This window comes from Haloarcula regularis (assembly GCF_029338315.1).
GTDB lineage: Archaea > Halobacteriota > Halobacteria > Halobacteriales > Haloarculaceae > Haloarcula > Haloarcula regularis.
In genome coordinates, this window is sequence record NZ_CP119794.1 from 718,738 (window position 1) to 745,534 (window position 26,797).

20 protein-coding genes, 1 tRNA gene and 4 pseudogenes are annotated in these 26,797 nt (G+C 67.4%); 15 read left to right on the forward strand and 10 right to left on the reverse strand.

The window, feature by feature from the left end:
• The first annotated feature begins 376 nt into the window (after positions 1-376).
• The 5 genes and pseudogenes from P1N55_RS03815 (at position 377) to P1N55_RS03835 (ending at position 8,454) form a co-directional block, all read left to right on the forward strand.
• Positions 377-2,449, forward strand: a complete 2,073-nt coding sequence (locus P1N55_RS03815; RefSeq protein WP_276277661.1) for a PrkA family serine protein kinase — start codon at positions 377-379, stop codon at positions 2,447-2,449.
• Positions 2,449-4,728 carry a PrkA family serine protein kinase gene (locus P1N55_RS03820; protein ID WP_276277662.1) on the forward strand — a complete coding sequence of 760 codons (2,280 nt, stop codon included), beginning with the start codon at positions 2,449-2,451 and terminating at the stop codon, positions 4,726-4,728. The genes P1N55_RS03815 and P1N55_RS03820 overlap by 1 nt, the downstream gene beginning before the upstream one ends.
• Positions 4,719-6,029, forward strand: coding sequence for a YeaH/YhbH family protein (locus P1N55_RS03825; RefSeq protein WP_276277663.1), 1,311 nt, complete (start codon positions 4,719-4,721; stop codon positions 6,027-6,029). The genes P1N55_RS03820 and P1N55_RS03825 overlap by 10 nt, the downstream gene beginning before the upstream one ends.
• Positions 6,026-8,019: pseudogene (locus tag P1N55_RS03830) on the forward strand (SpoVR family protein). The gene P1N55_RS03825 and the pseudogene P1N55_RS03830 overlap by 4 nt, the downstream one beginning before the upstream one ends.
• A 48-nt stretch (positions 8,020-8,067) precedes the next feature.
• Complete coding sequence (locus P1N55_RS03835; protein WP_276277664.1) at positions 8,068-8,454, forward strand: secondary thiamine-phosphate synthase enzyme YjbQ; 387 nt, start codon at positions 8,068-8,070, stop codon at positions 8,452-8,454.
• Between the two features lie 18 nt (positions 8,455-8,472).
• Here the strand turns inward: P1N55_RS03835 and P1N55_RS03840 are convergent.
• Positions 8,473-10,454: pseudogene (locus tag P1N55_RS03840) on the reverse strand (AMP-dependent synthetase/ligase).
• Between the two features lie 179 nt (positions 10,455-10,633).
• Entirely contained in the window at positions 10,634-11,062 is a 429-nt protein-coding gene (locus tag P1N55_RS03845; RefSeq protein ID WP_276277665.1) for an Hsp20/alpha crystallin family protein, read from the reverse strand.
• A 170-nt stretch (positions 11,063-11,232) separates the two neighbouring features.
• On the opposite strand from P1N55_RS03845, the gene P1N55_RS03850 reads away from it, so the two are divergent.
• The 5 genes from P1N55_RS03850 to P1N55_RS03870 all read left to right on the forward strand — a co-directional run bounded on the left by P1N55_RS03850 (position 11,233) and on the right by P1N55_RS03870 (position 15,375).
• Positions 11,233-12,069: an NOP5/NOP56 family protein gene (locus P1N55_RS03850; protein WP_276277666.1), complete on the forward strand. Its 837-nt coding sequence runs from the start codon at positions 11,233-11,235 to the stop codon at positions 12,067-12,069.
• Positions 12,066-12,698: a fibrillarin-like rRNA/tRNA 2'-O-methyltransferase gene (locus P1N55_RS03855; protein ID WP_276277667.1), complete on the forward strand. Its 633-nt coding sequence runs from the start codon at positions 12,066-12,068 to the stop codon at positions 12,696-12,698. The genes P1N55_RS03850 and P1N55_RS03855 overlap by 4 nt, the downstream gene beginning before the upstream one ends.
• 49 nt (positions 12,699-12,747) lie before the next feature.
• A complete protein-coding gene (locus P1N55_RS03860) occupies positions 12,748-13,827 on the forward strand; it encodes a glutamate--cysteine ligase (protein WP_276277668.1) in 1,080 nt (359 codons plus the stop codon).
• Between the two features lie 384 nt (positions 13,828-14,211).
• Positions 14,212-14,718, forward strand: coding sequence for a winged helix-turn-helix domain-containing protein (locus P1N55_RS03865; protein ID WP_276277669.1), 507 nt, complete (start codon positions 14,212-14,214; stop codon positions 14,716-14,718).
• Between the two features lie 111 nt (positions 14,719-14,829).
• Positions 14,830-15,375 carry a phosphopantetheine adenylyltransferase gene (locus tag P1N55_RS03870; protein WP_276277670.1) on the forward strand — a complete coding sequence of 182 codons (546 nt, stop codon included), beginning with the start codon at positions 14,830-14,832 and terminating at the stop codon, positions 15,373-15,375.
• Here the strand turns inward: P1N55_RS03870 and P1N55_RS03875 are convergent.
• Positions 15,318-15,626, reverse strand: a complete 309-nt coding sequence (locus tag P1N55_RS03875) for a transcription initiation factor IIB family protein (RefSeq protein WP_276277671.1) — start codon at positions 15,624-15,626, stop codon at positions 15,318-15,320. The two genes, P1N55_RS03870 and P1N55_RS03875, sit on opposite strands and share 58 nt — an antisense overlap.
• Positions 15,627-15,712: 86 nt before the next feature.
• Between P1N55_RS03875 and P1N55_RS03880 the strand changes: the two genes are divergently transcribed.
• A tRNA-Leu gene (locus P1N55_RS03880) sits at positions 15,713-15,796 on the forward strand.
• Positions 15,797-16,013: 217 nt separating this feature from the next.
• Here P1N55_RS03880 and P1N55_RS03885 read toward each other — a convergent pair.
• On the reverse strand, positions 16,014-16,238 hold the full coding sequence (locus P1N55_RS03885) for a DUF7385 family protein (RefSeq protein ID WP_276277672.1): 225 nt from the start codon (positions 16,236-16,238) through the stop codon (positions 16,014-16,016).
• An 85-nt stretch (positions 16,239-16,323) separates the two neighbouring features.
• Here P1N55_RS03885 and P1N55_RS03890 point away from each other — a divergent pair, with 85 nt between their 5' ends.
• The 3 genes from P1N55_RS03890 (at position 16,324) to P1N55_RS03900 (ending at position 19,098) form a co-directional block, all read left to right on the forward strand.
• Positions 16,324-17,355, forward strand: coding sequence for a nicotinate-nucleotide--dimethylbenzimidazole phosphoribosyltransferase (locus tag P1N55_RS03890; protein ID WP_276277673.1), 1,032 nt, complete (start codon positions 16,324-16,326; stop codon positions 17,353-17,355).
• 133 nt (positions 17,356-17,488) lie between these two features.
• Positions 17,489-18,301 (forward strand): diadenylate cyclase DacZ, encoded by an 813-nt coding sequence (dacZ, locus tag P1N55_RS03895; RefSeq protein WP_276277674.1) that lies wholly within the window; start codon positions 17,489-17,491, stop codon positions 18,299-18,301.
• Positions 18,302-18,303: 2 nt separating this feature from the next.
• Complete coding sequence (locus P1N55_RS03900) at positions 18,304-19,098, forward strand: mechanosensitive ion channel domain-containing protein (RefSeq protein WP_276277675.1); 795 nt, start codon at positions 18,304-18,306, stop codon at positions 19,096-19,098.
• On the opposite strand, the gene P1N55_RS03905 is transcribed toward P1N55_RS03900, so the two are convergent.
• The 3 genes and pseudogenes from P1N55_RS03905 to purD form a co-directional block, all read right to left on the reverse strand.
• Positions 19,095-19,649: an acyltransferase gene (locus P1N55_RS03905; protein ID WP_276277676.1), complete on the reverse strand. Its 555-nt coding sequence runs from the start codon at positions 19,647-19,649 to the stop codon at positions 19,095-19,097. The genes P1N55_RS03900 and P1N55_RS03905 overlap by 4 nt on opposite strands.
• A 38-nt stretch (positions 19,650-19,687) precedes the next feature.
• Positions 19,688-21,181: a TrkH family potassium uptake protein gene (locus tag P1N55_RS03910; RefSeq protein WP_276277677.1), complete on the reverse strand. Its 1,494-nt coding sequence runs from the start codon at positions 21,179-21,181 to the stop codon at positions 19,688-19,690.
• A gap of 115 nt (positions 21,182-21,296) precedes the next feature.
• Positions 21,297-22,590: pseudogene (gene purD / locus P1N55_RS03915) on the reverse strand (phosphoribosylamine--glycine ligase).
• A gap of 103 nt (positions 22,591-22,693) precedes the next feature.
• On the opposite strand from purD, the pseudogene P1N55_RS03920 reads away from it, so the two are divergent.
• Positions 22,694-24,831: pseudogene (locus tag P1N55_RS03920) on the forward strand (thioredoxin domain-containing protein).
• A gap of 18 nt (positions 24,832-24,849) precedes the next feature.
• Here the strand turns inward: P1N55_RS03920 and P1N55_RS03925 are convergent.
• From P1N55_RS03925 to P1N55_RS03935, 3 genes are all read right to left on the reverse strand, one after another.
• On the reverse strand, positions 24,850-25,815 hold the full coding sequence (locus P1N55_RS03925; RefSeq protein WP_276277678.1) for an NADPH:quinone reductase: 966 nt from the start codon (positions 25,813-25,815) through the stop codon (positions 24,850-24,852).
• A gap of 61 nt (positions 25,816-25,876) precedes the next feature.
• Positions 25,877-26,218 carry a cupin domain-containing protein gene (locus P1N55_RS03930; RefSeq protein ID WP_276277679.1) on the reverse strand — a complete coding sequence of 114 codons (342 nt, stop codon included), beginning with the start codon at positions 26,216-26,218 and terminating at the stop codon, positions 25,877-25,879.
• A 48-nt stretch (positions 26,219-26,266) separates the two neighbouring features.
• Entirely contained in the window at positions 26,267-26,662 is a 396-nt protein-coding gene (locus P1N55_RS03935) for a thioredoxin family protein (RefSeq protein WP_276277680.1), read from the reverse strand.
• Positions 26,663-26,797 lie beyond the last annotated feature (135 nt).

The window sequence follows — 26,797 nt, forward strand, 5'->3', positions numbered from 1 at the left end:
ACCATACCATCGCCGCGCCGTAGCCGTATTTCAACTCGAAACGTGACTGTAAAAAGACGGAATATAACCGTGGCGGGGAAAAGGCTCTTATTGTTGAAGCCCTCATACAATAAATAGTATCGGAAACAGTCGCACACTGTCCCCGCTACCACCCCGGGCGAACGTCCTACCCCGCCCGGGCGTCAGACATGGCAAGGATTCGTACAACCGCCGCCCCGATGCTACGGGTCGGTCGTCGGCCGTCGGCACGCATGCCCAGAGCGGTCGATGAACCGGCGGCCCGACTGCGACCGACACCATCAGGCGGACGCCGTCCGCCGCGGCCCGTGGTCACAGACCACTGCGTGCTGTTTCGAGAAGCACCAACCACCATAGCATGAGCAAGAACAAAGAGACACTCGAAGCGCTGAGCAAGGAATACCGAGATTCGATACCGGCCGACCTGCGGACGACCCACACGTTCGACTGGTACCTCGAACAGTGTTACGACGAACCGCGCATCGCCCGGAACGCCCACCAGCGCGTCGCGGACATGTTCGACTTCTACGGGACGTCCTACGACGAGGACGCCGGCGTCGTCGAGTACGAACTCGCGAGCGAGGACCCGCTGAACGACGGCGAGAACACGTTCTACGGTCGCGTCATCCACGAGGCCATCCACGAGTTCGTCAACAAGGTCAAGTCCGGTGCCCGGGGCCTTGGCCCCGAAAAACGCATCAAACTCCTGCTTGGCCCGGTCGGGTCGGGCAAGTCCGACTTCGACCGCCAGCTGCGCCGCTACTTCGAGGACTACACCCGCCGCGACGAGGGGCGGATGTACACCTTCCGCTGGACGAACCTCTGTGACGTCGTCCACGACCAGGACCCGGCCGACGACGTCGTCCGGTCCCCGATGAACCAGGATCCGCTGGTCCTGCTGCCACAGGAACAGCGCGACAGGGTCATCGAGGACATCAACGAGGAGCTTGACGCCCCGTATACCATTCGCAACGAGCAGGCGCTCGACCCGGCCTCGGAGTTCTACATGGACAGCCTGCTTGCCCACTACGACGACGACCTGCAGGCCGTCCTCGAGAACCACATCGAGATCGTCCGTTTCGTCGCCGACGAGAACCAGCGCCAGGGCATCGAGACGTTCGAACCGAAGGACAAGAAGAACCAGGACGAGACCGAACTCACGGGTGACGTCAACTACTCGAAGATCGCCATCTACGGCGAGTCCGACCCGCGGGCCTTCGACTACTCCGGCGCGTTCTGTAACGCCAACCGCGGCCTGTTCTCCGGCGAGGAACTGCTGAAACTCCAGCGGGAGTTCCTGTACGACTTCCTGCACGCCAGCCAGGAACAGACGATCAAGCCCAAGAACAACCCACGTATCGACATCGACCAGGTGATCGTCGGCCGGACGAACATGCCCGAGTACCGGGACAAGAAGGGCGACGAGAAGATGGAGGCGTTCAACGACCGCACGAAGCGCATCGACTTCCCGTACGTCCTCCAGTACGAGGAGGAGGCCCGCATCTACCGGAAGATGCTGCGCAACGCCGACCTGCCGGACATCAAGGTCGAGCCACATACCCTCGAGATGGCGGGCCTGTTCGGCGTGCTGACCCGCATCGAGGAACCCGACTCGAAGTCCATCGACCTCGTCCAGAAGGCCAAGGCCTACAACGGCGAGATCGACGAGGCCGACGACATCGACGTCAAGAAGCTCCGCGAGGAGGCCGATCAGATGGCCGACATCGGCGAGGGGATGGACGGCGTCTCCCCGCGGTTCATCGGCGACGAGATCGCCGAGGCCATCATGGACTCGATGCACCGCGACCGGCAGTTCCTCTCGCCGCTGACGACGTTCAACCACCTCGAGGGCAACCTCGAGAACCACGGCTCCATCGACGCCGACTCGTTCGACGAGTACTACCGCTACCTCGAACTCGTGCGCGAGGAGTACAAGGAACGCGCCATCGAGGACGTCCGCCACGCGCTGGCCTACGACATGGACGAGATCCAGCGTCAGGGCGAGAAGTACATGGACCACGTGATGGCCTACATCGACGACGCGACCGTCGAGGACGAGCTTACCGGCCGCGAGCAGGAACCCGACGAACAGTTCCTCCGGTCGGTCGAGGAGAAGCTCAACCTCCCCGAGGACCGCAAGGACGACTTCCGCCAGGAGGTCTCGAACTGGGTCTCCCGGCGCGCCCGCGAGGGCGACACGTTCAACCCGCAGGACAACGACCGCCTGCGCCGCGCTCTGGAACGCAAGCTCTGGGAGGACAAGAAGCACAACATCAACTTCTCGGCGCTGGTGTCGAGTTCCGAGATGGACGACGACGAGCGCAACAAGTGGATCGACGCGCTGATCGAACAGGGCTACGGCGAAGAGGGTGCAAAGGAGGTGTTGGAGTTCGCCGGTGCCGAGGTCGCAAAGAGTGAGATGGAAGAGTAATGTCGGGTGAGGAGTTCATCGACCGCGCGGACGAATCGCTCGACAGGACCTACGAGGCGCCGATGAGCCTCGGCGAGTACGTGGACGCCGTCCTCGAGGCGCCCGAGATAGCGTCCCACGCCTCGAAGTACCTGCTCGCGGCCATCGAAGATGCCGGCACCCGGACGGTCATCGAGGAGGGCGAGGAGAAACAGCGCTACCGGTTCTTCGACGACCCCTACAACGACGGCGAGCACGCCATCCTGGGCAACACCGAGGTGCTCAATGGCTTCGTCGACGACCTGCGCTCTATCGCGGCGGGCCGCGGGAAAGACGAGAAGATAATCTGGCTCGAGGGGCCCACGGCGACGGGCAAGTCCGAGCTCAAGCGCTGTCTCATCAACGGCCTGCGGGAGTTCTCGAAGACGCCAGCCGGCCGGCGCTACACCATCGAGTGGAACGTCGCCGGCGCCGGCGAGGACGACCCCGGGCTGACCTACGGAGACCAGACCGTCGAGGACGAGGACGACTGGTACGAGAGCCCGGTCCAGGTCCACCCGCTGACGGTGTTCCCCGACGACGTGCGCGGGGAGATCGTCGACAGCCTCAACGAGCGCCTCGAGGACCACATCGAGATCCGCGTCGACGGCCAGCTGGACCCTTTCTCCCGGGAGGCGTACGACTACCTCGAGGAGCAGTACCGCCGCCAGGGAGTCACCAACCTGTTTTCCGCGGTGACCGACCCGAAACACCTCCGGGTGAAGAACTTCGTCGCCGACGTCGGCCAGGGTATCGGTATCCTCCACTCGGAGGACGAGGGGACCCCCAAAGAGCGCCTGGTCGGGTCGTGGATGCACGGCATGCTCCGCGAACTGGACTCACGGGGCCGGAAGAATCCCCAGGCGTTCAGTTACGACGGCGTCCTCTCGCAGGGCAACGGCCTGCTGACCATCGTCGAGGACGCCGCTCAGCACGCCGACCTGCTCCAGAAGCTGCTGAACGTCCCCGACGAAAGTCGGGTGAAACTGGACAAGGGCATCGGGATGGACATCGACACGCAGCTGGTCATCATCTCGAATCCGGACCTCGAGGCCCAGCTCAATCAGCACGCCGAGCGCGAGGGCCAGGACCCGCTGAAGGCGCTGAAGCGGCGCCTCGACAAACACGAGTTTACCTACCTGACGAACGTCTCGCTCGAGGCCCAGCTGCTCCGCCGCGAGCTGACCAACGAGACTGCCGTCTGGGACCCGGCCTCCTGGGACGACCTCGAAGCGAGAATCCAGGAGCCCGTGCGCATATCGGTCCGGAGCGACATGGACCGGGTCGCCGAGAAGGAACTGGCGCCCCACACCGTCGAGGCAGCGGCCCTGTATGCCGTCGTCTCACGCCTGGATACCGCCCAGTTGCCCGGCGGCCTCGACCTGGTGGACAAGGCGCTGCTGTTCGACCGGGGCTACCTGATGGAGGGCGACGAGCGGCTGGACATCGAGGACTACGACCTCGAACCGACCGACGACGACGGCGAGCACGGCATCCCGGTGACCTACGTCCGGGACGTCATCGCGGACCTGCTCCACGAGACCCAGGACCGCCACCATCCCGACCTCCCGGTCGAACACGTCATCATGCCCCGCGACGTGCTCAACGCCATCGCCGACGGCCTCGGCGACGCGCCGGTCTTCTCGGCCGGCGAGGCCGGCGAGTACGAGGAACGGGTCGTCCAGGTGAACGAGATATTCAGCGAGCAGGAACGGGACGTGCTCGACGCTTTGATGCGTGACAAGCGCGTCGACGAGGCCACCGTCGAGGAGTACATCGAACACGTCTACGCCTGGGAGTCCGACGACCAGATCACCAACGAGCGTGGCGAGTTCGTCGACCCGGACCCGCTGAAGATGAAGGTCTTCGAGATAGAGCACCTGGGGCGGTTCGACGAATCCAACTACGAGGGCAACGACCCCGACGAGGCCGTCCGCTCGTTCCGGACGGACAAGATAATCACCGCGCTGAACCGCCACGCCTGGCAGCGACGCGACGAGGAGTTTCGCGTCGGCGACGTCAGCCCCAAGGAGATCCCGGTGATCAAGACCGTCCTCGGAAGCCACGACTGGGACGACGTCCGGCGCACCTACGAGGACTTCGACCCCCGGCAGTGGGACAACCCGCCGTCGGGCACCCAGACGGCCCGCCTCAAGGAGACGGCGACGGAGAACATGGTAGAGATGCACGGCTACAGCCACGCGTCGGCCGAACTGACCAGCCGACACGTCATGAAACAGGTGAGTTACCGATGGGACTGAAAGACGACCTCGAGCGGTACCGTGAGGTCGGCGAGGAACGGAGACAGGACCTCGCGGAGTTCATCCAGTACGGCGACCTGGGCCAGTCCCGGGGCGACGAGGTGCGAATCCCGATCAAGATAATCGACCTGCCGTCCTTCGAGTACGACCAGCGTGACAAGGGCGGCGTCGGCCAGGGCGAGGGCGCCCAGCCGGGCGACCCTGTCGGCCAGCCACAGCCCCAGCCGGGCGACGGCGACGAGGACGGCGAACCCGGCGAGAAGGGGGGCGAGCACGAGTACTACGAGATGGACCCCGAGGAGTTCGCCCAGGAGCTGGACGAGCAGCTCGGCCTGGACCTGGAGCCGAAGGGCAAGAAGGTCATCGAGGAGATGGAGGGTGACTACACCGACATCACCCGGACCGGTCCCTCGAGTACGCTCGACTTCGAGCGCCTGTTCAAGCAGGGGTTAAAGCGCAAGCTCGCGATGGACTTCGACGAGGAGTACGTCCGCGAGGCGCTGAAAGTAGACGGATGGGGCCCGGCGACGGTCTTCGAGTGGGCCCGCGAGAAGCACATGCCCGTCTCGAAGGCCTGGATCGACGACGCCTACGACGAGCTCGACGCCGACGAGAAGGCCACCTGGGACTCAATCGAGGAGATGGAGGCGAACGTCGAGATGGTGGATACGCCGACCCGCATCCGCCGCGACGGCATCGAGCAGATACCGTTCCGCCGCGAGGACGAACGCTACCGCTACCCAGAGATCATCGAGGAGCGAGAAAAGAACGTCGTCGTCGTGAACATCCGCGACGTCTCCGGGTCGATGCGCCAGAAGAAGCGCGAACTCGTCGAGCGGACCTTCACGCCGCTGGACTGGTACCTGACCGGGAAGTACGACAACGCCGAGTTCGTCTACATCGCCCACGACGCCGACGCCTGGGAGGTCGACCGCGAGGAGTTCTTCGGCATCCGCTCGGGCGGCGGGACGCGCATCTCAAGCGCCTACGAGCTCGCCGCCCAGAAGCTCGAGGAGGAGTACCCCTGGAGCGAGTGGAACCGCTACGTATTCGCCGCCGGCGACAGCGAGAACTCCTCGAACGACACCGAGGAGCGGGTGATTCCGCTGATGGAACAGATCCCTGCGAACCTCCACGCATACGTTGAGACCCAGCCCAGCGGCAACGCCATCAACGCCACCCACGCCGAGGAGGTCGAGCGCAACTTCCGCGACACCGAGAACGTCGCCGTGGCATACGTCACTTCGCCGGAGGACGTCATCGACGCCATCTACGAGATTCTCAGCACGGAGGACCAATGACGACAGACGACAGATTCGCGAAACAGCGCATCGCCGACGAGCTGGAGGAACCCGTCACCGAGGCGGGCAACCTCGCCCGGAGCTCGGTCTCTCGCCGTACGCGGTGAACTACTGGATCGTCGACTACGACGAGATGAACGAGCTCATCGCATACGGCGGGTTCCAGAACCGCTACCCGCACTGGCGCTGGGGGATGCAGTACGACCGCCAGCAGAAACAGGGCCAGTTCCTCGGCGGGAAGGCCTTCGAGATCGTCAACAACGACGACCCGGCCCACGCGTTCCTCCAGGAGTCGAACACGCTGGCCGACCAGAAGGCGGTCATCACCCACGTCGAGGCCCACGCGGACTTCTTTGCCAACAACGAGTGGTTCGGGCTGTTCGCCGAGAACCCCGACGCGGCCGGCATGCTCGCGCGCCACGGCGAGACCATCCGGGAGTACATGCAGGACCCGGACATCGCCCGCGAGGACGTCGAGCAGTTCATCGACCACGTCCTCTGTCTGGAGGACAACATCGACCAGCACAAGCCGTACAGTCCGGTCCAGACGGTCGAGGAGCGCCTCGAGGAGATCGAGGGCGTCGACCCGGCAGAGCAACTGGAGAACCTCGACCTCTCCGAGGAGGTGCGGCGACAGGTCTTCGACGAGGAGTGGCTCGAGGCCCAGGCGCCAGACGGCGACAACGTCACCTTCCCCGCCGAACCGGAGAAGGACGTGTTGGGCTTCCTCCGCAAGCACGGCAAGCGCTACGACGAGGAGGCCGAACGCGCCGTCGAGATGACCGACTGGCAGACGGACCTGCTCGAGCTGCTGCGCCGCGAGGCGTACTACTTCGCCCCCCAGAAGATGACGAAGGTGATGAACGAGGGCTGGGCGGCGTACTGGGAGTCGCTGATGATGACCGGCGAGCGGTTCGCCGGCGACGACGAGTTCGTCCTCTATGCCGACCACATGGCCCAGGTCCTCGGGTCGCCGGGGCTGAATCCGTACAAGCTCGGCCTCGAGCTCTGGGAGTACGTCGAGAACACCGAGAACAGGCGGGAGGTCGTCGAGCGCCTCCTCAGGGTCGACGGAATCTCCTGGCGCAACTTCACCGACGTCGTCGACTTCCGGGAGATCCAGGACCTGCTGGAACCCCCCGAGTGGCTGACCGACGTCGTCGGCCACCTCGAGGCCCTTGACCCGGACGATCCGCGTGTCGACGCCGAGGCCCTGGCGGCGGCCCGAGCGGGCGACGTCGACGTCGAGATGTATCCCTGGAAGGTGCTTTCCTACGAGGGGATGGCACAGCGCCACTACTCGCTCCTGAGACCGCAGTTCCGGGGGTTCCTCTCGCGCATCGGCAAGTCGGAACTCGAACGCGTCTCGCGGTACATGTTCGACGACGCGCGATACGACTCCATCGAGGCCGCCCTCGCGGACGTCGACTACACGCGTGGGTGGGAACGGATGCGCGAGATCCGCGAGAGCCACAACGACGTGACCTTCTTGGACGAGTTTCTCACCCAGGAGTTCGTCGACGACAACGACTACTTCACCTACGAGTACACCCACGCCTCGGGCGACTACCGGGTCACCTCGACGGACCACGAGGACGTAAAGAAGAAGCTGATGCTCCAGTTCACCAACTTCGGCAAGCCGACCATCGTCGTCGAGGACGGAAACTACCGGAACCGCAACGAACTGCTGCTGGCCCACCAGTACAACGGCGTCATGCTGAACATGAGCAAGGCCACGGACGTCCTGAAGCGCGTCTTCGAGCTCTGGGGGCGGCCGGTGAACCTCCTGACCATCGTCAAGGAGTTCGACGACCACGACGTCGAGGTGGCCCGGCGGCGCGACCGAGAGCCCGAGCCCAGGGAGGTCGGCAAGCGCATCGAGTACGACGGGTCCGAGGTGGTCATCAGGGACGTCGACTGGACCGAGGTCGAACACCTCGCAGCGACGGACATCGACTACAGCACCAAGCCCGACGAGTGGCTCGCCTGACCGGCGGGTCGCCGTGACGTTTTCGGGGGAGCCGCCCATACGGGGGGTATGGGAACGTCACGCATCCTCGTCTCGACGGAGGACCGGCTCTCGGTGGTCGACGTCACCGACCGCGTACAGGACGCAGTCCCGTCCGACCTCCAGGGGTCTTGCACCGTCTTCGCCCGGCACACGACCACCGGCGTCACGGTCAACGAAGCGGAGTCGAGACTGCTGGACGACTTCGCGTCGGCACTGTCCGACCTCGTCGCCGACGAGGGCTGGGAGCACGATGCCCTCGACGGCAACGCCGACGCACACGTACGGGCGATGCTGGTCGGGCCCAGCGAGACGGTGCCGGTGGTCGACGGCGACCTGGACCTGGGGACGTGGCAGTCGGTGCTGCTGGTCGACTGCGACGGGCCCAGAGAACGGGCGCTCGACGTCGTCTGGTGACGGCACGACGCGCCCGGCTCACCGCTGCTTGTAGTCCTCGCCGTAAATCTCCCGGAGCTTGGCCTCGAACTCGGTCCGGATGTTGCGGCGCTTCTTCTTCATCGAGGGTCAGCAGGTCGTTCTCGGCCGTCCACTCTTCGGGGACGAGTTCGAACTGCTTGATGCGCTCGACCTTCTCTAGGTCCTCGTTGACGTCGTCGACGGCTTCCTTGACCCACGCCCGGACCCGCTCGTCGGAACACCGGGCGTAGTCGTCCGCCGGCAGGTCCACACCCTCGCGCTCGGCCCACCGCTCGAGCTGCTCGAAGTTCGGGACGACGAGCGCGCCGACGAACTTCTGGTCGTCGCCGACGACCATGATCTGTTCGACCCGGTCGCTGGTCGCGAACTGCTCCTCGATGGGCTGGGGGGGCGACGTTCTTGCCCGTCGAGAGCACGAGCACCTCTTTGATTCGGTCGTGGTAAATCAGAAAGTCGTCGTCGGTCTGCTCGACGATGTCGCCGGTGCGAAACCAGTGCCTCCCGTCGATTTCGGTGAAGGCACGCTCCGTCGGCCCCGGCTGGTTCCAGTAGCCGCGGGTGACGTTCGGGCCGTCGACGAGGAGCTCACCCAGGGGGCCCTCGACGTCGTCGAACTGGGTCGCGTCGACGACGGACTCGTCGATTCGGACGTCGACGTCGACCACCGGGACGCCGAGTGTGCCCGGGCGGACGTTCTCCGGCGGGTTGATGGTCACGACCGGCGACGTCTCGGTGAGCCCGTAGCCCTCGACGATGGTCAGGCCCATACCGAGGAAGGTGGCACAGAGGCGCTTCGAGAGCGTCCCGCCCCGCTGACCATGAACTCGAGTTCGCCGCCCAGGTTCTCCGCGACGGTGCTGTAGACCAGGCGGTCGGCGACGGCGTGTTTCAGCCCGAGGACGGGTCCGGGGTCGTCGGTCCGTGTGTAGGCCCGCGCGACGTCCATCGCCCACTCGAAGATGCGTTCCTTCACCGGCGACTCGGCGGCCTGGGTCCGCATCGTGTCGAAGATGCGCTCGTAGACCCGGGGGACGCTCGCCCCCATGTTCGGGCGGATCTGCTGGATGTCGTCCGCCAGCGTGTCCGGGCTCTCGACGTAGCCGACCGTCCCCCCCCGAGGCGTACACGAAGAAGTGCCCGGCCAGCCGTTCGAAGACGTGCGCGAGCGGGAGGAAGGATATCGAGCGGATGCCGGGCCGGACGCTCGGCAGGTCCGGGTGTTTGTCCGGCCGGGGCCCGAGTCGCTTGCGGGCCTGGTTGACGTTCGACCGGAAGTTCCGGTGGGTGAGTTCCACGCCCTTCGGGCGCCCAGTCGTTCCCGAGGTGTAGATGAGGCTCGCGAGGTCCGTCGGCGACCGCTCGTCCAGCCACGACTGGTAGGCCGTCTCCTGGAAGACGTCCGCCCCACGATCGTGGACGGACTGCAGGGAGTAGACGTCGTCGCGGTCGACGTCGGTGTCGTCCATCACCACGTAGAACGACAGCGAGAGGTCGTCTTCGACCTCGAGGACGCGACGGAGGTGCTCCTCGTTCTCGACGACGACGGCGTCGGCGTCCGGGTCGTCGAGGAGGTACTGGACCTGTCGCGGCGAGGACTCGCTGTAGACCGTCGTGACGACGCCGCCGGCCGAGAGCACGCCGAAGTCACAGAGCGCCCACTCCATGCGCGTACTCGCGAAGAGACCCACCCGGTCGTCCGCGCCGACGCCGAGGTCGCGGAACCCGGCGGCCAGGTGCTTGACGATGTCGTGCATTCGTTCGTAGGAAATAGTGCCGTACTCGCCGTTCGGGGCCGTCGCGATGACCGACTCCGTCAGCGTCCGGTCGTAGACGCCGCCCTTGTACATCTGGGCCGGCCGGTCGGCGTTTCGGCGGGCACTCGCCGCGAACATCTCGCCGATGGTGTCGTCCCCGACGACCTCGTCGGTGTAGCGCTCCTCGGCGTCGCGCCACGCTGGGCGCGGGTCGTCACCTGCCATACCCTCCGTTTCGACCTACCGGGTCAAATATATAAGGGAAGTTAACAGATTCCACGTTTCGAAGAGTTTCTCTCGAAGCCCACGGTCAGCCGCATCCGTCACCCACTCTCCTGCCACCGTAACCCGCTTTCGGGCCATCGCAATACAGAATCGGTCGGCCGGGCTGTCGAGCCCCGGATCTACTCGATGTCGATGCTGGTTCCTTCGTCGGAATCGTCATCGATGCTGAACTCGACTTCGAGCACGCCGTTGCGGTAGCTCGCGCTGACGTGCTCGGGGTCGGGCCGGGCCGGCAGCGAGATGCGCTCGTGGACGGTGCGGCTGCGGGAGCCGTACTCGTCGCCCACCTCGTGTTCGCCGCGGATGACCAGGACGTCGTCGTGGAGTCGCAGGGAGAGTTCCTCGCGCTCGAATCCGGGGATGTCGGCCAGCACGACGAAGCCGTCGTCGGTGTCCTCGACGCTGATGCCGGCGTCCCAGGCGTCGACCCGCCCGAGGTCCTGTCGGTCCCAGTCGCTCATCATCTCGTCCCAGCCGCCGAACATCTCGCGGCGCATCTGGTCGAAGAACTGTTCCATGCTGTCGAAGGGGTATCGTCGGATTGCCATAACACCCTACTGAAGGTCGTTTGAAAATATAAAGTAGTATTCACCTGTGCTAGCAACGGGCCGGTCCAGCTGTGTACACCGACGGACGGGCGTGGACAGCGCGCGCCACGTTCGTCGCGGGGCACCACGTAACCGGGCCCCTTTTCCCGGGGCCCCGGCAAGGGAGAGATATGACAGACGGGTGGTTCGCCGGCGTCGACGCCGACGACGTGGCGGCTGCTGCGGCACGGGTCCGGGACGGGCGCGCCGACGGGCCCGACGACTGGCCGACGCGGGCGGTCGAGACCGGGTTCGTCGCGGACGAGACAGCGTACTACGACCGGCTGAAGGACGCGACGATGGCGGCCGCCGAGACGGCCGTCCGGGAACGCGAGGGCGCCGACGACAGGCAACTCGTCCACGCCGTCCGAGCGATGGCCGACTGCGAGCGGACCGCGAACGAACTCGCCGAACGGGTCGCCGAGTGGGCAGGGAGCCGCTACGGCGAGTCGGGCAGTGGTATCGACTGCGCCCGCGCGGTGGCGACCCGCGAGAACGACGCGGACGCCGACAGGGCGCTGCGCTCGCTCGCCGAGCGGACCGTCGCGCTGGCTGACGAGGCCGACTCGCTCAGGGCGTACATCGAGCGGACGGCCCCGGCGGTCGCGCCGAACCTCTCGATGCTCGCCGGGCCGGTGCTGGCCGCCCGCCTCGTCGCGCTGGCCGGCGGCCTGGAGGCGCTCGCGAAGAAGCCCAGCGGGACCGTCCAGCTGCTCGGCGCCGAGGACGCGCTGTTCGCCCACCTCCAGGGCGGCGCCCCCTCGCCCAAACACGGGGTCATCTACACGCACGAGTACGTCCGCGGGACCCGGCCCGAGGACCGCGGGTCCGCGTCGCGGGCGCTGGCGGGCAAGCTCAGCATCGCGGCGCGCATCGACCACTACAGCGGTGACCGCCGGCCGGAACTGGCCGAGGAACTCGAAGACCGCATCGCAACAATCCAGGCACGCGGGGGTGCGGACGCGTGACGCTCCCCGACGGGGTCGAGCACCACGAGTTCGACGGCGAGACGGGCATCGCGACCCGCGGGGAACCGGTCTACGGGGAACCGACCGACGGCCCCTGGCGGCGCTGGGACCCCCACCGCTCGAAACTGGGCGCGATGCTCGAACTCGGGATGGCGACCGGTCTCACGGGCGGCGAGACGGTCCTGTACCTGGGTGCGGCGGCGGGGACGACGGTCAGCCACGTCGCGGATTTCTGTGGCCCGACGTACGCCGTGGAGTTCGCCCCGCGGCCGATGCGGGACCTCCTTGCCGCGGCCGAGAGCCGACCGCGGCTCTTCCCGCTGCTGAAAGACGCCCGGAAACCCGAGACCTACGCCCACGTCGTCGAACCCGTCGACGTCGTGGTCCAGGACGTCGCCACCCGCGGCCAGGGACGCGTGGCGACACTCAACCGGCAGTTCCTCGGCGACGACGGGCGGTTGCTCGCGGCCATCAAGGCACGAAGCGAGGACGTGACGGCCGACCCACGGGCGGTGTTCGACGACGTGCTCGCGGACATAGAGGCGGAATACGAGGTGCTGGAGACGAACGAACTCGACCCGTACCACGACGACCACCTCGGCGTGGTGGCCACGCCTCGAGACCGGTAACCGCCGGGTGACGGAAGGCTTTAGCGCCTCGATTGCGATGCACGACTCGATGGACGAGACGGGGTCTGCCGAGAACTTCACCCGGATGGGGACGCTCGGCATCGAGGAAGAGTTCTACGTGGTCGACGAGCACGGACGCCCGACGTCGGGGACCGACGAACTCGTCTACGGGGGCGACCCTCCGGACCTGCTCGCGGGGCGACTCGACCACGAACTGTTCAAGTGCGTCATCGAGACCCAGACGCCGCTCATCGAGGCCCCTGCGGACGCCCGCGAGGAGTTGCTGGGCGTCCGCGAGGCGCTGGTCGACCACGCCGAGGCCCACGGCTTCGGTATCGCCGCCGCCGGTCTGCACCCCGCCGCGAAGTGGCGCGAGCTCGAACACGCCGAGAAACCGCGCTACCGCGCCCAGCTCGACCGCATTCAGTACCCACAGCACCGGAACACGACGGCGGGCCTGCACGTCCACGTCGGCGTCGACGACCCCGACAAGGCCGTCTGGGTCGCCAACGAACTGCGCTGGCACGTCCCGCTGTTGCTTGCCGTCTCGGCGAACTCGCCGTTCTGGAACGGGTTCGACACGGGCCTGCAGTCGGCCCGCGCCAAGATCTTCGAGGGGCTTCCGAACACCGGGATGCCGACGGCCTTCGAGGACTACGCGGCCTTCGAGCGCTACGAGGAGCGGATGATCGCGACCGGGAGCATCGACGATCGGGGCGAGCTCTGGTTCGACGTGCGGCCCCACTCGGGCCACGGGACCGTCGAGGTCAGAGCACCCGACGCACAGGCCGACCCGGAGCGCGTCCTCGCGTTCGTCGAGTACGTCCACGCGCTCGTGACCGACTACGCCGCCCGCTACGAGGACGGGGAGTCCGGGACCGAGATTCGACGCGAGTTCCTCGACGACAACAAGTGGCGTGCCCTCCGACACGGCCAGTCGGCGGCCCTGCTCAGACCAGACTGCTCGGAGACGGCGTCCGTGGCGACGCTGGTCGACGAGGAGTGTGACCGGCTCGGCGTCGACGGCCTCCGAACGATGATCGACCGGGAGAGCGGCGCGGCCAGACAGCGACGGCTCCGCAGCGAGGGCATCCAGGCTGTCTGTGACGACGTCAGACTCGGCGGGTAGCGCGAACGGGTCGCGAACCGGTCGGCGAGAATCGCGTGTCGGGCTTTGGGAGCCACCACGTTTCCCCACTCCGAGCAGCACCCGGAGCGTACCTGGCGTGCGGCCTGTGTCCCACCGGTGGACAGACCGGCCGGGCAGCGGACGAACGACCCCGAGCGCGGGTCGAATCGTCCGACGCACTCCCATACCACCTACAGTGAAGTAATACCCGAGGGACGGTTTCAGCGGCGATAGCAGGACGCCGATTTCGGGGCATTTATATACAATGCTCTCTGGAGAATACCGTTGTGCCCGTCGCCGGGAGCTGGTGGCGCGGTCCGGTCCTGACGACACGAGGCAAGGATTTTTATCTCGACAGAACTTCCGTCCTTACAGAGACAACGCATGTCCGACGACGACACAGACGAGGAACTTCGGGAGAGCGGCGACGTACGCGACCGACTCGAACAGGAGGCCGACCGCGCGGTCGAGCAGTTCGACGAGGGCATCGTCGACCTGCTCTCGTGGGTGCTGGACACCGAGACGCGGGCGCGGATCTACGTCCACCTGCGGCAGCATCCACAGAGCACGAGCGAGGAGGTCGCCGACGGCACGGGCCTGTACCCCAGCACGGTCAGGGAGGCGCTGGCCGAACTCCACGAGGAGGCGAAGGTGACACGGACCAAGCGAGAGAGCGACGGTGCGGGCAACAACCCGTACGAGTACAGCGCCATCGCACCCAGCGAGCTCGTCAACGCCATCGTCGGCGACGTCCAGACGGAACTGAACACCGTCTTCAACCTAGACGAGTACCTCGGCGGCGAACACGAGGAGATCGACTCGGGGAGCGAACCGGTCACCATCTCGGTCGAGGACGCCGACGAGGACGAGCGGGACGACGCCGAAGAGTGAGGACGGACCGTATCGATAGGCGGGCTCCGGTTCGCCCCGCACTCGTGGGACGCAGTGACGAAGATTGCGAAAGTCGACACCACTAAATCCGACCCCGCCATTCCCCGGTGTATGGAAGTCGCGCTGGGCGGGACCTTCGACCCTATCCACGACGGGCACCGCGCCCTCTTCGAGCGGGCGTTCGAACTGGGGAACGTGACAGTCGGCCTCACCAGCGACGACCTCGCCCCGAAGACGCGCCACGACCAGCGCCACATCCGACCGTTCGACGAGCGCCGCGCCGAACTCGCCGACGAACTCGACGACCTCGCCGGGCGCCACGACCGGGCGTGGCAGATCCGCGAACTCGACGAGCCGACCGGCATCGCCACCGAACCGCAGTTCGACGTCCTCGTCGTCTCGCCCGAGACGGAGACCGGCGGGAAGCGCATCAACGAGATACGCACCGAACGCGGGCACGACCCGCTGGAGATCGAGGTCGTCGACCACGTGCTCGCCGACGACGGCGACATCATCTCCTCGACGCGCATCGTCAAGGGCGAGATCGACCAGCACGGCAACGTCACCCCGAGCGAGAGGGGCGCGGGACGCCGTCGTAACTACCAGTCCGGCGCCTCGAGACCGGCGCTCTCGAGCAACCCCTTCCAGCGCTGCTGAATCGTCAACCGCGAGACGCCCGTCGCCTCGGCGACGGCGGACTGCGACCGCTCCTCGCTCGCCAACAACGCCCCCACGTAGACGCTCGCGGCCATCGTCGCCCGCTTCGAGCGGTCCTCGTCAGGAATCGTCGAAAGGAAGAGGTCCACCGCGTGCGACCGGGCCGCCGTCCCGAGGCCGAGGCTGTCCGCCGCCGTCTCGATATCCGAGAGCCACTCGTCGTGTTCCACCCGATCGCTCGCACGGTACATGGGCAGGGGTTGGTCGCCGGGCCACCTAAACCTTCGTCGCCCGCAAGCGAAGGGTTCTTGCCTCCCTCGGGGAAACTGGCGGGTGCGCGCGGGTTGCCGAGCCAGGAAAAGGCGTAGCGCTTAGGACGCTATCCCGTAGGGGTCCGCCGGTTCAAATCCGGTCCCGCGCATCCCGTCTCGAACGGACGTGAGAGACGTGTCTGCGCCAGCGGATTTGAACCCTGCAAGGAACGCGCAGCGAACGGACGTGAGCGAGCATTTCTTGCTCCGGTTCAAAACCGGTCCCGCACACCGCTTCGCGAACAACTTTTGTGGCCGACGGAGATGAACTCTGGAAGACGAGCGAAGCGAGTCTTCGCCCGGTTCGAATCCGGTCCCGCGACCTACCTAGCGATGCGTGAACAGGATCACCGAGTCGTCGTGGATGCCTGTACAGAGGTCCATCTCGAAGTCCATCTCTAAGGACGTCAGGTCCCGCTTGCAGACCACCATGTCGTCGAACGGCTTCTCGCAGGCCGGGCAGGCGACGGCCGTGGTGTTCTGGTAGGACTTGATGGCCTCGTTGTCCTCGCGGGGCGTCAGCGAGGAGACGAGTTCTTCGAAGTCGTCCATAGTAGAGCGGCGAGGGGCGTGCGTATAAAACATACGCCGGCCCGCACCGACGCGTTCAAGTCCGGTTGCAGTAACTCACGACCACATGCGCCGAGCCCCCGACGGAATCAGGTTCGTCCTCGTCGCCGGAACGACGGAGACGGCCCAGCGAGACGGAATCAGCGCCGCAGGTGCCGACCCGGACCTGATGGCGACGACGCCCGCGGCGGACGCGGAACTGGTCACCTACGGGCGACCGGTCAGGACCGACACGGTGCCGGTCAGCCCCAGTGGGTGCCCGACGCCGGCGCTGGTCACAAGGGCGGTGCGGGAAGTGCTCGGCTTCGACCTGGCCGTCGTGGACGGGGGGCTGGCCGAACGGACCGGCGCGCCGACGGTCACGGTGGGGGCGCGGCCCGGGAAGGACATCGCCGAGCAGGACCCGGTGCCGTCGGCCTACGGAGCCTTCGAGGCGGCCCGACAGTTCGGTCGCCGGCTCCCGGCGGACGAGTTGTGGCTCGCGGAGTCGGTTCCCGGGGGCACGACCACCGCACTGGGGGTGTTGCGGGCACTCGGCGAGACGTCGATGGTGTCGTCGTCGCTGCCGGAGAACCCGGTCGAACAGAAGGAAGCCGTCGTCGCCGAGGGGCTCGCGGCGAGTTCCATGGAGACCGGGGACGCGGCTGGCGAGCCAAAACGGGCGCTGCGGCGGATGGGCGACCCGGTGCTGGCGACGCTCGCGGGCCTGACGGCAGGGGCCGTCGAGACGGACACCGCGGTGACGCTGGCCGGGGGGAGCCAGCAACTCGCCGTCGCGGCGCTTGTCCGACACGGAGGCTACGAGGGGCGACTCGGCCTGGCGACGACGAGTTACGTCGCCGAGGACGGGACGGCCACGCTCCGAGCGGACGCCGAGACGCTGTCGCTGGACCTGACAGTGACCGACCCAGGGTTCGAGGCGGCCGACCACGTGGCCATGGAGCGGTTCGTCGCCGGCGAGGCCAAAGAGGGGGTCGGGATGGGCGGGGCGCTGGCGCTGGCCGACCGGGCCGGGGTTCCCCTGGAAGCCGTCCGCGAGCGGTTCGCGGCGGTGTACGACGACCTGGTGGGAGCACCACCCGCCGGCGGAGACAGCTGAGGAGAGGGAGCGGCCTGCGTCGTCCGGGGTCCAATAGTATCAGATATAGTATGAAAGAGTGGCCGGGACCAGCGTCTGCCGGACGGCAGACTACCCGCAACCTTTTTTCCTCTTAAGCGAGGCGATAGGTACAATGACCGAGTTGCGCGACCTGCTCGACGGCGTGGTCGCAGACGTCGACGCGGTGTTCCTGTTCTCGCCGAACGCCTCGTACGCCGAGCAGTTCGGGGAGCTCGACGACGTCGACGTGGTGGTCGTGGCGCCGGACAACACCGTCGACGCTGATCCGTTCGTCGAGCTCCCGCTGGAGTTTACGGACATCGAGGGGCGGGTTCGCTTTGGCATCGAAGGAGCACTCGAGCAGGGCGTGGTCGACGAGGGGGCGGAGGTAGTCTGCGTGGCAGACATGCTCGGCGGCACGGCAAACACCGTTGTACGCGTCGAGACCAGCGACTTCTCCCCGTCGGGCGTCTACGACCTGTTCGTGAACTCGCGAGCGGAGCCGGGCGTCGTCCGCGATGTCTTCGAGGTCGCGGTCGAGCTGGGCAAGAAAGGACAGAAGGGCAAGCCCGTCGGCGCGCTGTTCGTCGTCGGCGACGCCGGCAAGGTGATGAACAAGTCCCGGCCGCTGTCGTACAACCCCTTCGAGAAGTCCCACGTCCACGTCGGGGACCCCATCGTGAACGTGATGCTCAAGGAGTTCTCGCGACTCGACGGGGCCTTCGTCATCTCCGACGCCGGGAAGATCGTCTCGGCGTACCGGTACCTCGAACCCTCCGCTGAGGGCGTCGACATCCCGAAGGGGCTCGGTGCACGCCACATGGCCGGCGGGGCCATCACCCGCGACACCAACGCGATCGCGATAGTGCTCTCCGAGAGCGACGGGCTGGTCCGAGCGTTCAAAGGCGGGGAGCTCATCCTCGAAGTCGACCCAGAGGAGTACTGACGATGCAGTTCGGAATCGACTGGCCGGAACTCGTCCGGACCGTGTTCTCGCCGGAGGGCGCGTTCGTCCTGTCGCTGGCCGTCCTGGTCGTCGGCGCCATCTTCGGGTACTTCGTCTGGCGCTCGCTCCGGCAGTTCATGCGAGAACTTGGAGTCCCCGAGGCCGTCGAAGGGACACCCTTCGAGCGGACGGCCCGCAGTCTCGGCACGTCGACGGTCGGCATTGTCTCGAACCTCGCGGCGCTGTTCGTCTACATCACCGCCATCACCGTCGCGCTGAACATCGCCCAGCTCGTCGACCCCGAAGCGTACTGGACGCGGTTTACCGCCTTCCTGCCCGACCTCTTCATCGCCGCTTTCGCCCTCATCATCGGCCTCATCGCCGGCGACAAGGCCAGACTCATCGTCTCGGAGCGCCTGCGGAGCGTGAAACTGCCGGAAGCGACGGTGGTGCCGGAACTGGTCAAGTACAGCATCTTCTACCTGGCCGTCCTCATCGCGCTGGGCCAGCTGGGCGTGGACACGCTGGCGCTGCTCATCCTGCTTGCAGCCTACGCGTTCGGCCTCGTCTTCCTCGTGGGACTGGCGCTCCGGGACGTCCTCACGGCCAGTGCCGCGGGCGTCTACGTCCTGCTGACCGAACCCTACAGTATCGGCGACGAGATCGTCATCGGGGACCGGCAGGGAATCGTCCAGGAGATCGACATGTTCGTGACCCACGTCGAGAGCGACGGCCGCGAACACGTCATCCCCAACCAGAAGGTGTTCCGTGAAGGCGTCGTCCGGATACGCGACTAGGCGTCGCTGTCTGTCTCTCCGACCGGTGCCGCCGGCACGCCGGCGACGGTCGTCTCCGGGGGCACGTCCTCGACCACGAGCGAGTTGGCCGCGACCTGTGCGCCCGCGCCGATGTCGACGCCGGGGAGGACGACAGCGCCCGCGCCAATCATCGCCCGCTCGCCGATTCTGACCGCGCCGGTCCGGTACTCCGACTGGAGGAACTCGTGGCACAGCACCGTCGCGTCGTAGCCGATGATGGCGTGGTCCTCGACGGTGATGAGGTCGGGCCAGAAGACGTCCGGCGTCGACTCTAAGCCCCACGCGACGCCGTCGCCGACGGTCATCCCCAGCCGGCGCAGGAGGACGTTCTTCAGTCGCATGCTGGGAAGGATTCGACAGAGGAAGATGACGGCGTAGTTGACCATCACGCGAACCGGGTGGCGCGCGTCGGTCCAGTGGTACAGCGAGTTCAGCGGCCCGGTCGTGGGGTGGCGGGTGAGTCTGTCGTGGCGCCGCTCCCCGTCGGTCGAGGCCGTCCCGTCGTCGTCGGTACCGTCGCGGGCTGTCACGGCAGTCTGTAGGACGGTCCCCTCTTGAACTCCCCGCCCTACCGCCGCCAGAACGCGGGGGTAAACAGCACCAGCACCGGGATGATCTCGATGCGGCCGACCCACATCAGCAGGACCATCAACAGCTTGCTCGACCGGGCGAACCCCTCGTAGGTCCCGTACGGGCCCGCCTTGCCGAAGGCGGGGCCGATGTTGAAGAACGTCGACGCCGACGCGCTCAGGGCCTCGAACTCCGTGAGTGGCGCACCCGCTCGCTCGCCGTCAGCGATGAGCAGGACCGTCCCGAGGATGAAGAACACGAGCGCGACCAGGGTGTAGGCGTAGACGTTCTGGACGGTCTGTTCGTCAACCACCTCGCCGCCCAGCCGTATTGGGCGGATCGTCCGCGGGTGCGCCGAGACGTTGAGGTCGCGCCAGAAGGACTTCGTGACCAGCAGCCAGCGCAGCGACTTGATCGAACAGGTCGTGCTGCCGGCCATCCCGCCGACGAACATCCCCACGAACAGGACGTTCTTCGCGGCGGCCGACCAGAGGTTGAAGTCCGTCGAGGCGTAGCCAGTCGTCGTCACGATAGAGACCACCTGGAAGACGGCGTGGCGGACCGACGCCTCCGGACCCGCGATAGTCGCGTTGGCCACGAGCAGGCCGAGGATGAGCGCGCTCCCGCCGCCGAGAATCCCCAGGTAGAAGTGGAGCTCGTCGCTCTCGCGCAGGCGCGAGACGTCACCCCGGAGAACGGCGTACATGAGGATGAAGTTCGTCGCGCCGACGACCATGATGCAGATGATGGCCCACTGGACGGCCGGGGAGAACGCGCCCACGCTCTCGGCCCGCGGCGAGAAGCCGGCCGTGGCGATGCTCGTGAAGGCGTGGGCGATGGCGTCGAAGGCCGTCATCTCCGGTGCGAGCCCGACCGCGCCGAGCAGGCCCAGCAGGAGCGCCGCCGCGGCCGTCAACCCGAGGTAGAGCGTGACGATTATCTGGGCCGTCTCGCCGATGGCCGGGGTGAGCTTCGTGACGTTCTTCGTGCGCGTCTCGGTCTCCATCAGCTGCGCGCCGGCGACGGAGAGCCGCGAGAGGACCGCCGTCGCGAGCAGGAGGACCCCGAGGCCGCCGAGCCACTGGATGACCTGGCGCCACATCAACAGCCCCTGGGAGTGGGCTCCGAAGTCCCGGACGACCGTCGCGCCCGTCGTCGTGATGCCGCTCATACTCTCGAAGAGGGCGTTGACCGGGCTCGCGAACACGCCGGTCCCCTCGAGCACGAACGGAATCGCGCCGACGAGGGCGATGGAGAGCCACGACAGCGAGACGGCCAGGAACGCCTCGCGGTCGTAGATACCCTCGCGCCGGAACTGGGCGAGTGCCGTCCCGACGGCCAGCGCCACCGCGATGGCCGCCAGGTAGGGGACGGGATCCTCGCCGTAGAGCACGGCCGTCGCGAGCGGAATCGTGAGCGGAACGGCGAGCCACTGGAGAATCGACCCGACGATGTTCAGCGACGCGCCGACGTTGACCGACGTCAGCGCCACCGTCGAGTACCTCCCCCGGACGTGCCCACTGGTCCGGCCCCCGGCGTCGCGTTCACGCAACCCCGTACCGGCCGGTGGGACTTGAACCCCCAGTCCGACCGGGCCGGCGAGGGAGTCAGTCGCCGCCGCGGATCTCGTCCATGTGATCGATGCGCTGCTGGACGAGGTCCGGCTTCCCGATGTCGTGGCGCACGCGCAGGCCCTCCGTGCCGGCGCGTTCGAGCGCGCCCTCGGCGATCTCCTCGGCCTCGGTGATGGTGTCGGCGACGCCGACGACGGCGTAGGACCGTGAGGTCGTCGTGTAGATGCCGTCCTCGCGGTCGTCGACGCTGGCGTAGAACAGCAGCGCCTCGCCCGCGTTCTCCTCGTCGATAGTCACCTTCGCGCCGGACTCGGGGTCGGTCGGGTAACCGTCCGGGACGGCGTACTTGCAGACGGTGGCCTTCGGCTGGAAGGACAGCTGCGGGAGCGAGTCGCCCTCGCGGGCAGCCGTGAGCACGTCCAGGAAGTCCGTGTTCAGGACCGGGAGCGTGTTCATCGCCTCGGGGTCGCCAAAGCGGGCGTTGAACTCCACGACGCGCGGCCCCGTCTCGGTGAGCATGAACTGGCCGTAAAGGACGCCCTTGTAGCCCTCGAGCGCCTCGACGGTGGCCTCCATGACCTCGACGGCGTCGGTGTAGTCGTCCTCGGTCATAAACGGGAGCGCGAGGCCGGCGTCGGAGTAGCTCCCCATCCCGCCGGTGTTCGGCCCTTCGTCGCCCTCGTAGGCGCGCTTGTGGTCCTGGACGGCCGGGGTGACCCGCAGGTCGCCGTTGGCGACGAACGCCTGGACGGTGAACTCCTCGCCGACCAGCCGTTCCTCGAGGACGACGCGGTCGTAGTCCGAGGTCCGGAGGTACTCCTTGGCCTCCTCGGCGGTCACCTGGTCGCCGATGACCCGGACGCCCTTGCCGCCGGTGAGGCCGGCCGGCTTGACCGCGAGGTCGCCGTCGTACGCGTCGATGTACTCGCAGGCGGCCTCCATGTCCTCGAACGTCTCGAAGTCTGGACAGCCGGGGATGTCGTGTTCGCGCATGAAGCGGCGCTGGAACGCCTTGTCCGTCTCGATGCGGGCCTCGGCCTCCTGTGGCCCGAAGGCGTAGACGCCGGCGTCGTCGAGCGCGTCGGCCACGCCAGCCGCGAGCGGTGCCTCGGGGCCGACCACGGCCAGCGTCGCGTCGACCTCCCGGGCGTAGGTCGTCACGGCCTGGGTTCGTCGTGTCGAGCGCCTCGAACCCGTCGGCGAGGGCGACGATGCCCGGGTTCCGGTTGCCCGCACAGGCGTACAGCGCGGCGTCTGAGTCGGCCAGCGCGCGAGCGACGGCGTGTTCGCGCCCGCCACCGCCAACGAGCAGCACAGTCTCTGTCATGTTCGTAGGCCGGATGGGCGTGGACGTAAGTATTGCTCTCTCACGGCGACCGGTCGTCCGTCTCGTCGGACCGTTTTTCCGGGCGCGACACCGAGTGACGGGCATGAGCGACAGCACGGACCCGACGCGACGGAACCGCCTCGACGAGGCCCAGAGCCCCTACCTCCGCCAGCACGCGGACAACCCTGTCAAGTGGCAGCCGTGGGACGAACAGGCGCTCCAGGCCGCGCGGGAGCGGAACGTCCCCATCTTCCTCTCTATCGGCTACGCCGCCTGCCACTGGTGTCACGTCATGGAAGAGGAGAGCTTTCAGGACGAGGCCACCGCGGAACTGCTCAACGAGCACTACGTCCCCATCAAGGTCGACCGCGAGGAGCGGCCGGACGTCGACTCGGTGTACATGAGCATCTGCCAGCAGGTGACCGGCGGCGGGGGGTGGCCCCTGTCGGCCTGGCTGACGCCCGACGGGAAGCCGTTCTACGTCGGGACCTACTTCCCGCCAGAGGAGAAACGCGGCCAGCCAGGGTTTCGCGACCTGTTGCGCGACCTGGCGAACTCCTGGGCCGACCCCGAACAGCGCGCGGAGATGGAGACCCGCGCCCGGCAGTGGACCAACGCCATCGAGAGCGACCTGGAGGCGACGGCCGGCCAGCCGGCGGACCCCGACGAGGACCTCGTCCAGACCGCGGCGACGGTCGCTCACCGGGGGGCGGACCGCCAGCACGGCGGCTGGGGTCGGGCGGGCCGAAGTTCCCACAGACCGGACGTATCCACGCCCTCCTCAGAGCACACGCGGATGGTGGCCAGGACGACTACCTCCAGGTCGTCGAGGAGACGCTGGACGTCATGGCCGACCGGGGGCTGTACGACCACGTCGGCGGCGGCTTCCACCGCTACGCCACCGACCCGCAGTGGGCGGTCCCCCACTTCGAGAAGATGCTCTACGACAACGCCGAGATCCCCCGGGCGTTCCTCGCGGGCTACCAGGCCATCGGGTCGGAACGGTACGCGTCGGTCGTCAGGGAGACGTTCGCGTTCGTCCAGCGCGAACTCCAGCACCCCGATGGGGGCTTTTTCAGCACGCTCGACGCGGTGAGCGCCCCGCCGGAGGACCCGGACGGTGACACCGAGGAGGGCGCGTTCTACGTCTGGACCCCCGAGCAGGCCCACGCGGCCATCGACGACGAGACGGCCGCGGACGTCTTCTGTGCGTATTACGGCGTCGACGGCAGGGGCCAGTTCGACGGCGCGCGGGTCCTGGCGGTCCGCAAGCCCGTCGGGGCTGTCGCCGAGGAGTTCGACCTGACCGAGGACGAGGTGCTCTCACACCTCCAGACCGCGCTGAACCAGGCCTTCGACGCCCGCGAGTCGCGCCCGCGACCCGCCCGCGACGAGAAGGTGCTCGCGGGGTGGAACGGCCTGATGATCTCGGCGCTCGCCGAGGGCGCTATCGTGCTGGACGACGCGTACGCCGACGTGGCGGCCGACGCGCTCTCGTTCGTCCGCGATCACCTCTGGGACGCCGACGAGAGCCGTCTCCGGCGCCGGTACAAGGACGGCGACGTCGCCATCGACGGCTACCTGGAGGACTACGCCTTCCTCGGGCGGGGCGCGCTGAACCTCTTCGAGGCCACCGGCGACGTCGAGCACCTCGCGTTCGCCCGCGACCTGGCGACGGCCATCTGCGAGGCGTTCTGGGACGCCGACGCGGAGACGCTGTACTTCACGCCCACCGGCGGCGAGTCGCTGGTCGCCCGGCCGCAGGAGCTGACCGACCAGTCGACGCCCTCCAGCACCGGCGTCGCCGTCGAACTCCTGCTCGCGCTCTCGCACTTCGGGGCCGAGGACCGCTTCGAGTCGGTGGCCGAGGCAGTCGTCCGAACCCACGCGGACCGGGTCTCCTCGAACCCGCTCCAGCACGCTTCGCTGACGCTCGCGACGGACACCTACCAGCAGGGCGCGCTCGAACTCACGCTCGTTGGCGACGTCGAGGCCCCGCCGGCCGAGTGGGAGCGAACGCTGGCCCAGCGGTACGTCCCGCGTCGCCTGCTCGCCTGGCGGCCGGCCGACGGGGCGGACTTCGAGGACTGGCTCGAATCGCTCGGACTCGAGGACGCACCGCCTATCTGGGCCGGTCGCGGCCCGGTCGACGGCGAGCCGACGGTCTACGCCTGCCGGAACTTCGCGTGCTCGCCGCCGCAACACGACCTGACGGCGGCGCTGGAGTGGGGGCAGAACTGACGGGACGCGGGCCTTCGCTCAGGGCTCGACGACGAGCTTGCCCATGAAGCTGTCCTCCATGACCGCCCGCTGGGCCTCAGCGGCCTCCTCCATGTCGTACGAGCGGGCGATCTCTATCGACAGCGCGCCGGCGTCCATGAGGTGGGCGACCCCGCGAAGCGGGACCCGAAGGTCCGGCGTGTTGAACATGCTCATGAACTGGTAGTTGACGTCCTTCGAGCGAGCGGCCCCGTCGTTCGTGAAGGCGGGGTCGGGCTGGTTCTCCCCGATGCCGACCACGCGGGCGCCCGTGTTCGCCACGTCGGCGTCCAGCTGGAGGTAGTCGTCGAGGCGGTGATCCAGAACGACATCGACGCCGCCGTCGGAGGCTTCGGTGATGGCATCCGCCAGGTCGTCACGGGCGTAGTCGAGCACCGTCTCGGCGCCCAGGTCCGCCAGCGTCTCGTGGTACTCGGGGGCCGCCGTCGTGACGACGCGGGCGCTGACCGCTGCACCGATCTGGACGGCCGCGTGACCGACGCCGCCCGAGCCCCCGTGGATCAGACAGCGCTCGGCGGGGTCCAGGCCGGCGTGGTCGACCAGCGCGCGCCAGGCCGTGACGGCGACGACGCCCGCCGCGCCGGCCTCCGCCATGTCGACGCCGTCGGGCAGGTGGACGACCCTGTCAGTCGGGACCGTCGCGTACTCGGCGTAGCCCCCCTGGAAGGAGCCGTTCCCGATACCGGTCCCGTAGACGCGGTCGCCCGGCTCGAACCCGGAGACCGCGTCGCCGGTGGCGCTGACGACGCCCGCGACGTCGACACCCGGCGTGAAGGGCAGCGAGACCGGCGTGTACGACCCGTCCCGGAAGTACGTGTCGACGGGGTTCACGCCGGCGGCGCCGACTTCGACGAGGAGTTCGTCTGCCACCGGCTCCGGTCGCTCGGTCTCTTCGACACTCAGTACGTCTGTCCCACCGTGTTTGTCGAGGCGTACGGCTCGCATGTCCGGGGAGAGACGTGGCCCCGACATAAAACTGGGCGGCCCCGCACCGGCGGGTCGCGGCTCACTCCATCCAGTCTGGGTTGGTCCGTGGCGGACTGAAGATGTCGACGGCGAGCAGTTCCTCGTCGCCGCGGTTCTCGACCTCGTGGACCTCGTGGCTCGCGAGCTGGTAGGACCCGCCGGGGCCGACGGTCACCGCCTCGCCGTCCGCGAGGATGAACGTCTGTTCGCCCTGGTAGACGTACCCGACCTGCTCGTGGTGGTGGCTGTGCTCCGGAATGAGCGCGTCGGGTTCCATCCGGAGGTGCTGGATGCTCATCTCCTCGCCGCCCGCCAGTTGTGCGAGGTAGACGCCCGGTTCGACCTCGACCTCTTCGAACGAATCGTCGGCAACGACGTTCATATCCCTCCTGCACGACCCACCGTGAAAATAGTATCCGAGGCGCGGCGCTCACTCGAGGGCGTCGGCGATCCGCTCGGCGAGGTAGACGGCGATTGGCACGGGTTCGTCCTCGACGAACCGCGCGATCTCCTCGCCGTCGTACTCGACGACCACCGTCGGGATGTACTCGATGCCGTACGCCTCGACGCCGGGACCGGTCTTCGAACCGTCCTCGGCCTTCTCGGTCGGGTAGTGGTGGACGTTCGCCTCGGGCACCTCGGCGGCCTTCAGGGCCGCGCCGAAGTCGGGCAGCTGCGACCGGCAGTCCTTGCACCAGTCGCCGCCCCACACGCGGAAGACGAGGTCGTCACCGTACTCGCTCAGGGTGTCCACGGTGTCGGTGTAGGCGTCGGCGACCCACACCGGGTTCGGTTCCATCGTCTCGAGCCGCTCCGTCTCGCTCATGGTGACGCCTAGCACGTCGGGAGGCTTGAAATGTCCGGCTTGTCGGGCCGTCGGAAAACGCTGCCGAGACCCGTGACTCCCCGCACGCTTTGGCGGTGCCACTAGGGGTTTATGCCGGGGTTGCGTACGCCCCGC

Excerpts from the sequence above, each read along its gene's own strand:
- P1N55_RS03860 (WP_276277668.1), top strand. The coding sequence starts at position 12,748 with ATGGACGAGACGGGGTCTGCCGAGAACTTCACCCGGATGGGGACGCTC.
- P1N55_RS03815 (WP_276277661.1), top strand. The coding sequence starts at position 377 with ATGAGCAAGAACAAAGAGACACTCGAAGCGCTGAGCAAGGAATACCGA.
- P1N55_RS03900 (WP_276277675.1), top strand. The coding sequence starts at position 18,304 with ATGCAGTTCGGAATCGACTGGCCGGAACTCGTCCGGACCGTGTTCTCG.
- dacZ (WP_276277674.1), top strand. The coding sequence starts at position 17,489 with ATGACCGAGTTGCGCGACCTGCTCGACGGCGTGGTCGCAGACGTCGAC.
- P1N55_RS03925 (WP_276277678.1), bottom strand. The coding sequence starts at position 25,815 with ATGCGAGCCGTACGCCTCGACAAACACGGTGGGACAGACGTACTGAGT.
- P1N55_RS03820 (WP_276277662.1), top strand. The coding sequence starts at position 2,449 with ATGTCGGGTGAGGAGTTCATCGACCGCGCGGACGAATCGCTCGACAGG.
- P1N55_RS03850 (WP_276277666.1), top strand. The coding sequence starts at position 11,233 with ATGACAGACGGGTGGTTCGCCGGCGTCGACGCCGACGACGTGGCGGCT.
- P1N55_RS03885 (WP_276277672.1), bottom strand. The coding sequence starts at position 16,238 with ATGGACGACTTCGAAGAACTCGTCTCCTCGCTGACGCCCCGCGAGGAC.
- P1N55_RS03845 (WP_276277665.1), bottom strand. The coding sequence starts at position 11,062 with ATGGCAATCCGACGATACCCCTTCGACAGCATGGAACAGTTCTTCGAC.
- P1N55_RS03935 (WP_276277680.1), bottom strand. The coding sequence starts at position 26,662 with ATGAGCGAGACGGAGCGGCTCGAGACGATGGAACCGAACCCGGTGTGG.
- P1N55_RS03890 (WP_276277673.1), top strand. The coding sequence starts at position 16,324 with ATGCGCCGAGCCCCCGACGGAATCAGGTTCGTCCTCGTCGCCGGAACG.
- P1N55_RS03870 (WP_276277670.1), top strand. The coding sequence starts at position 14,830 with ATGGAAGTCGCGCTGGGCGGGACCTTCGACCCTATCCACGACGGGCAC.
- P1N55_RS03875 (WP_276277671.1), bottom strand. The coding sequence starts at position 15,626 with ATGTACCGTGCGAGCGATCGGGTGGAACACGACGAGTGGCTCTCGGAT.
- P1N55_RS03930 (WP_276277679.1), bottom strand. The coding sequence starts at position 26,218 with ATGAACGTCGTTGCCGACGATTCGTTCGAAGAGGTCGAGGTCGAACCG.
- P1N55_RS03835 (WP_276277664.1), top strand. The coding sequence starts at position 8,068 with ATGGGAACGTCACGCATCCTCGTCTCGACGGAGGACCGGCTCTCGGTG.
- P1N55_RS03865 (WP_276277669.1), top strand. The coding sequence starts at position 14,212 with ATGTCCGACGACGACACAGACGAGGAACTTCGGGAGAGCGGCGACGTA.
- P1N55_RS03825 (WP_276277663.1), top strand. The coding sequence starts at position 4,719 with ATGGGACTGAAAGACGACCTCGAGCGGTACCGTGAGGTCGGCGAGGAA.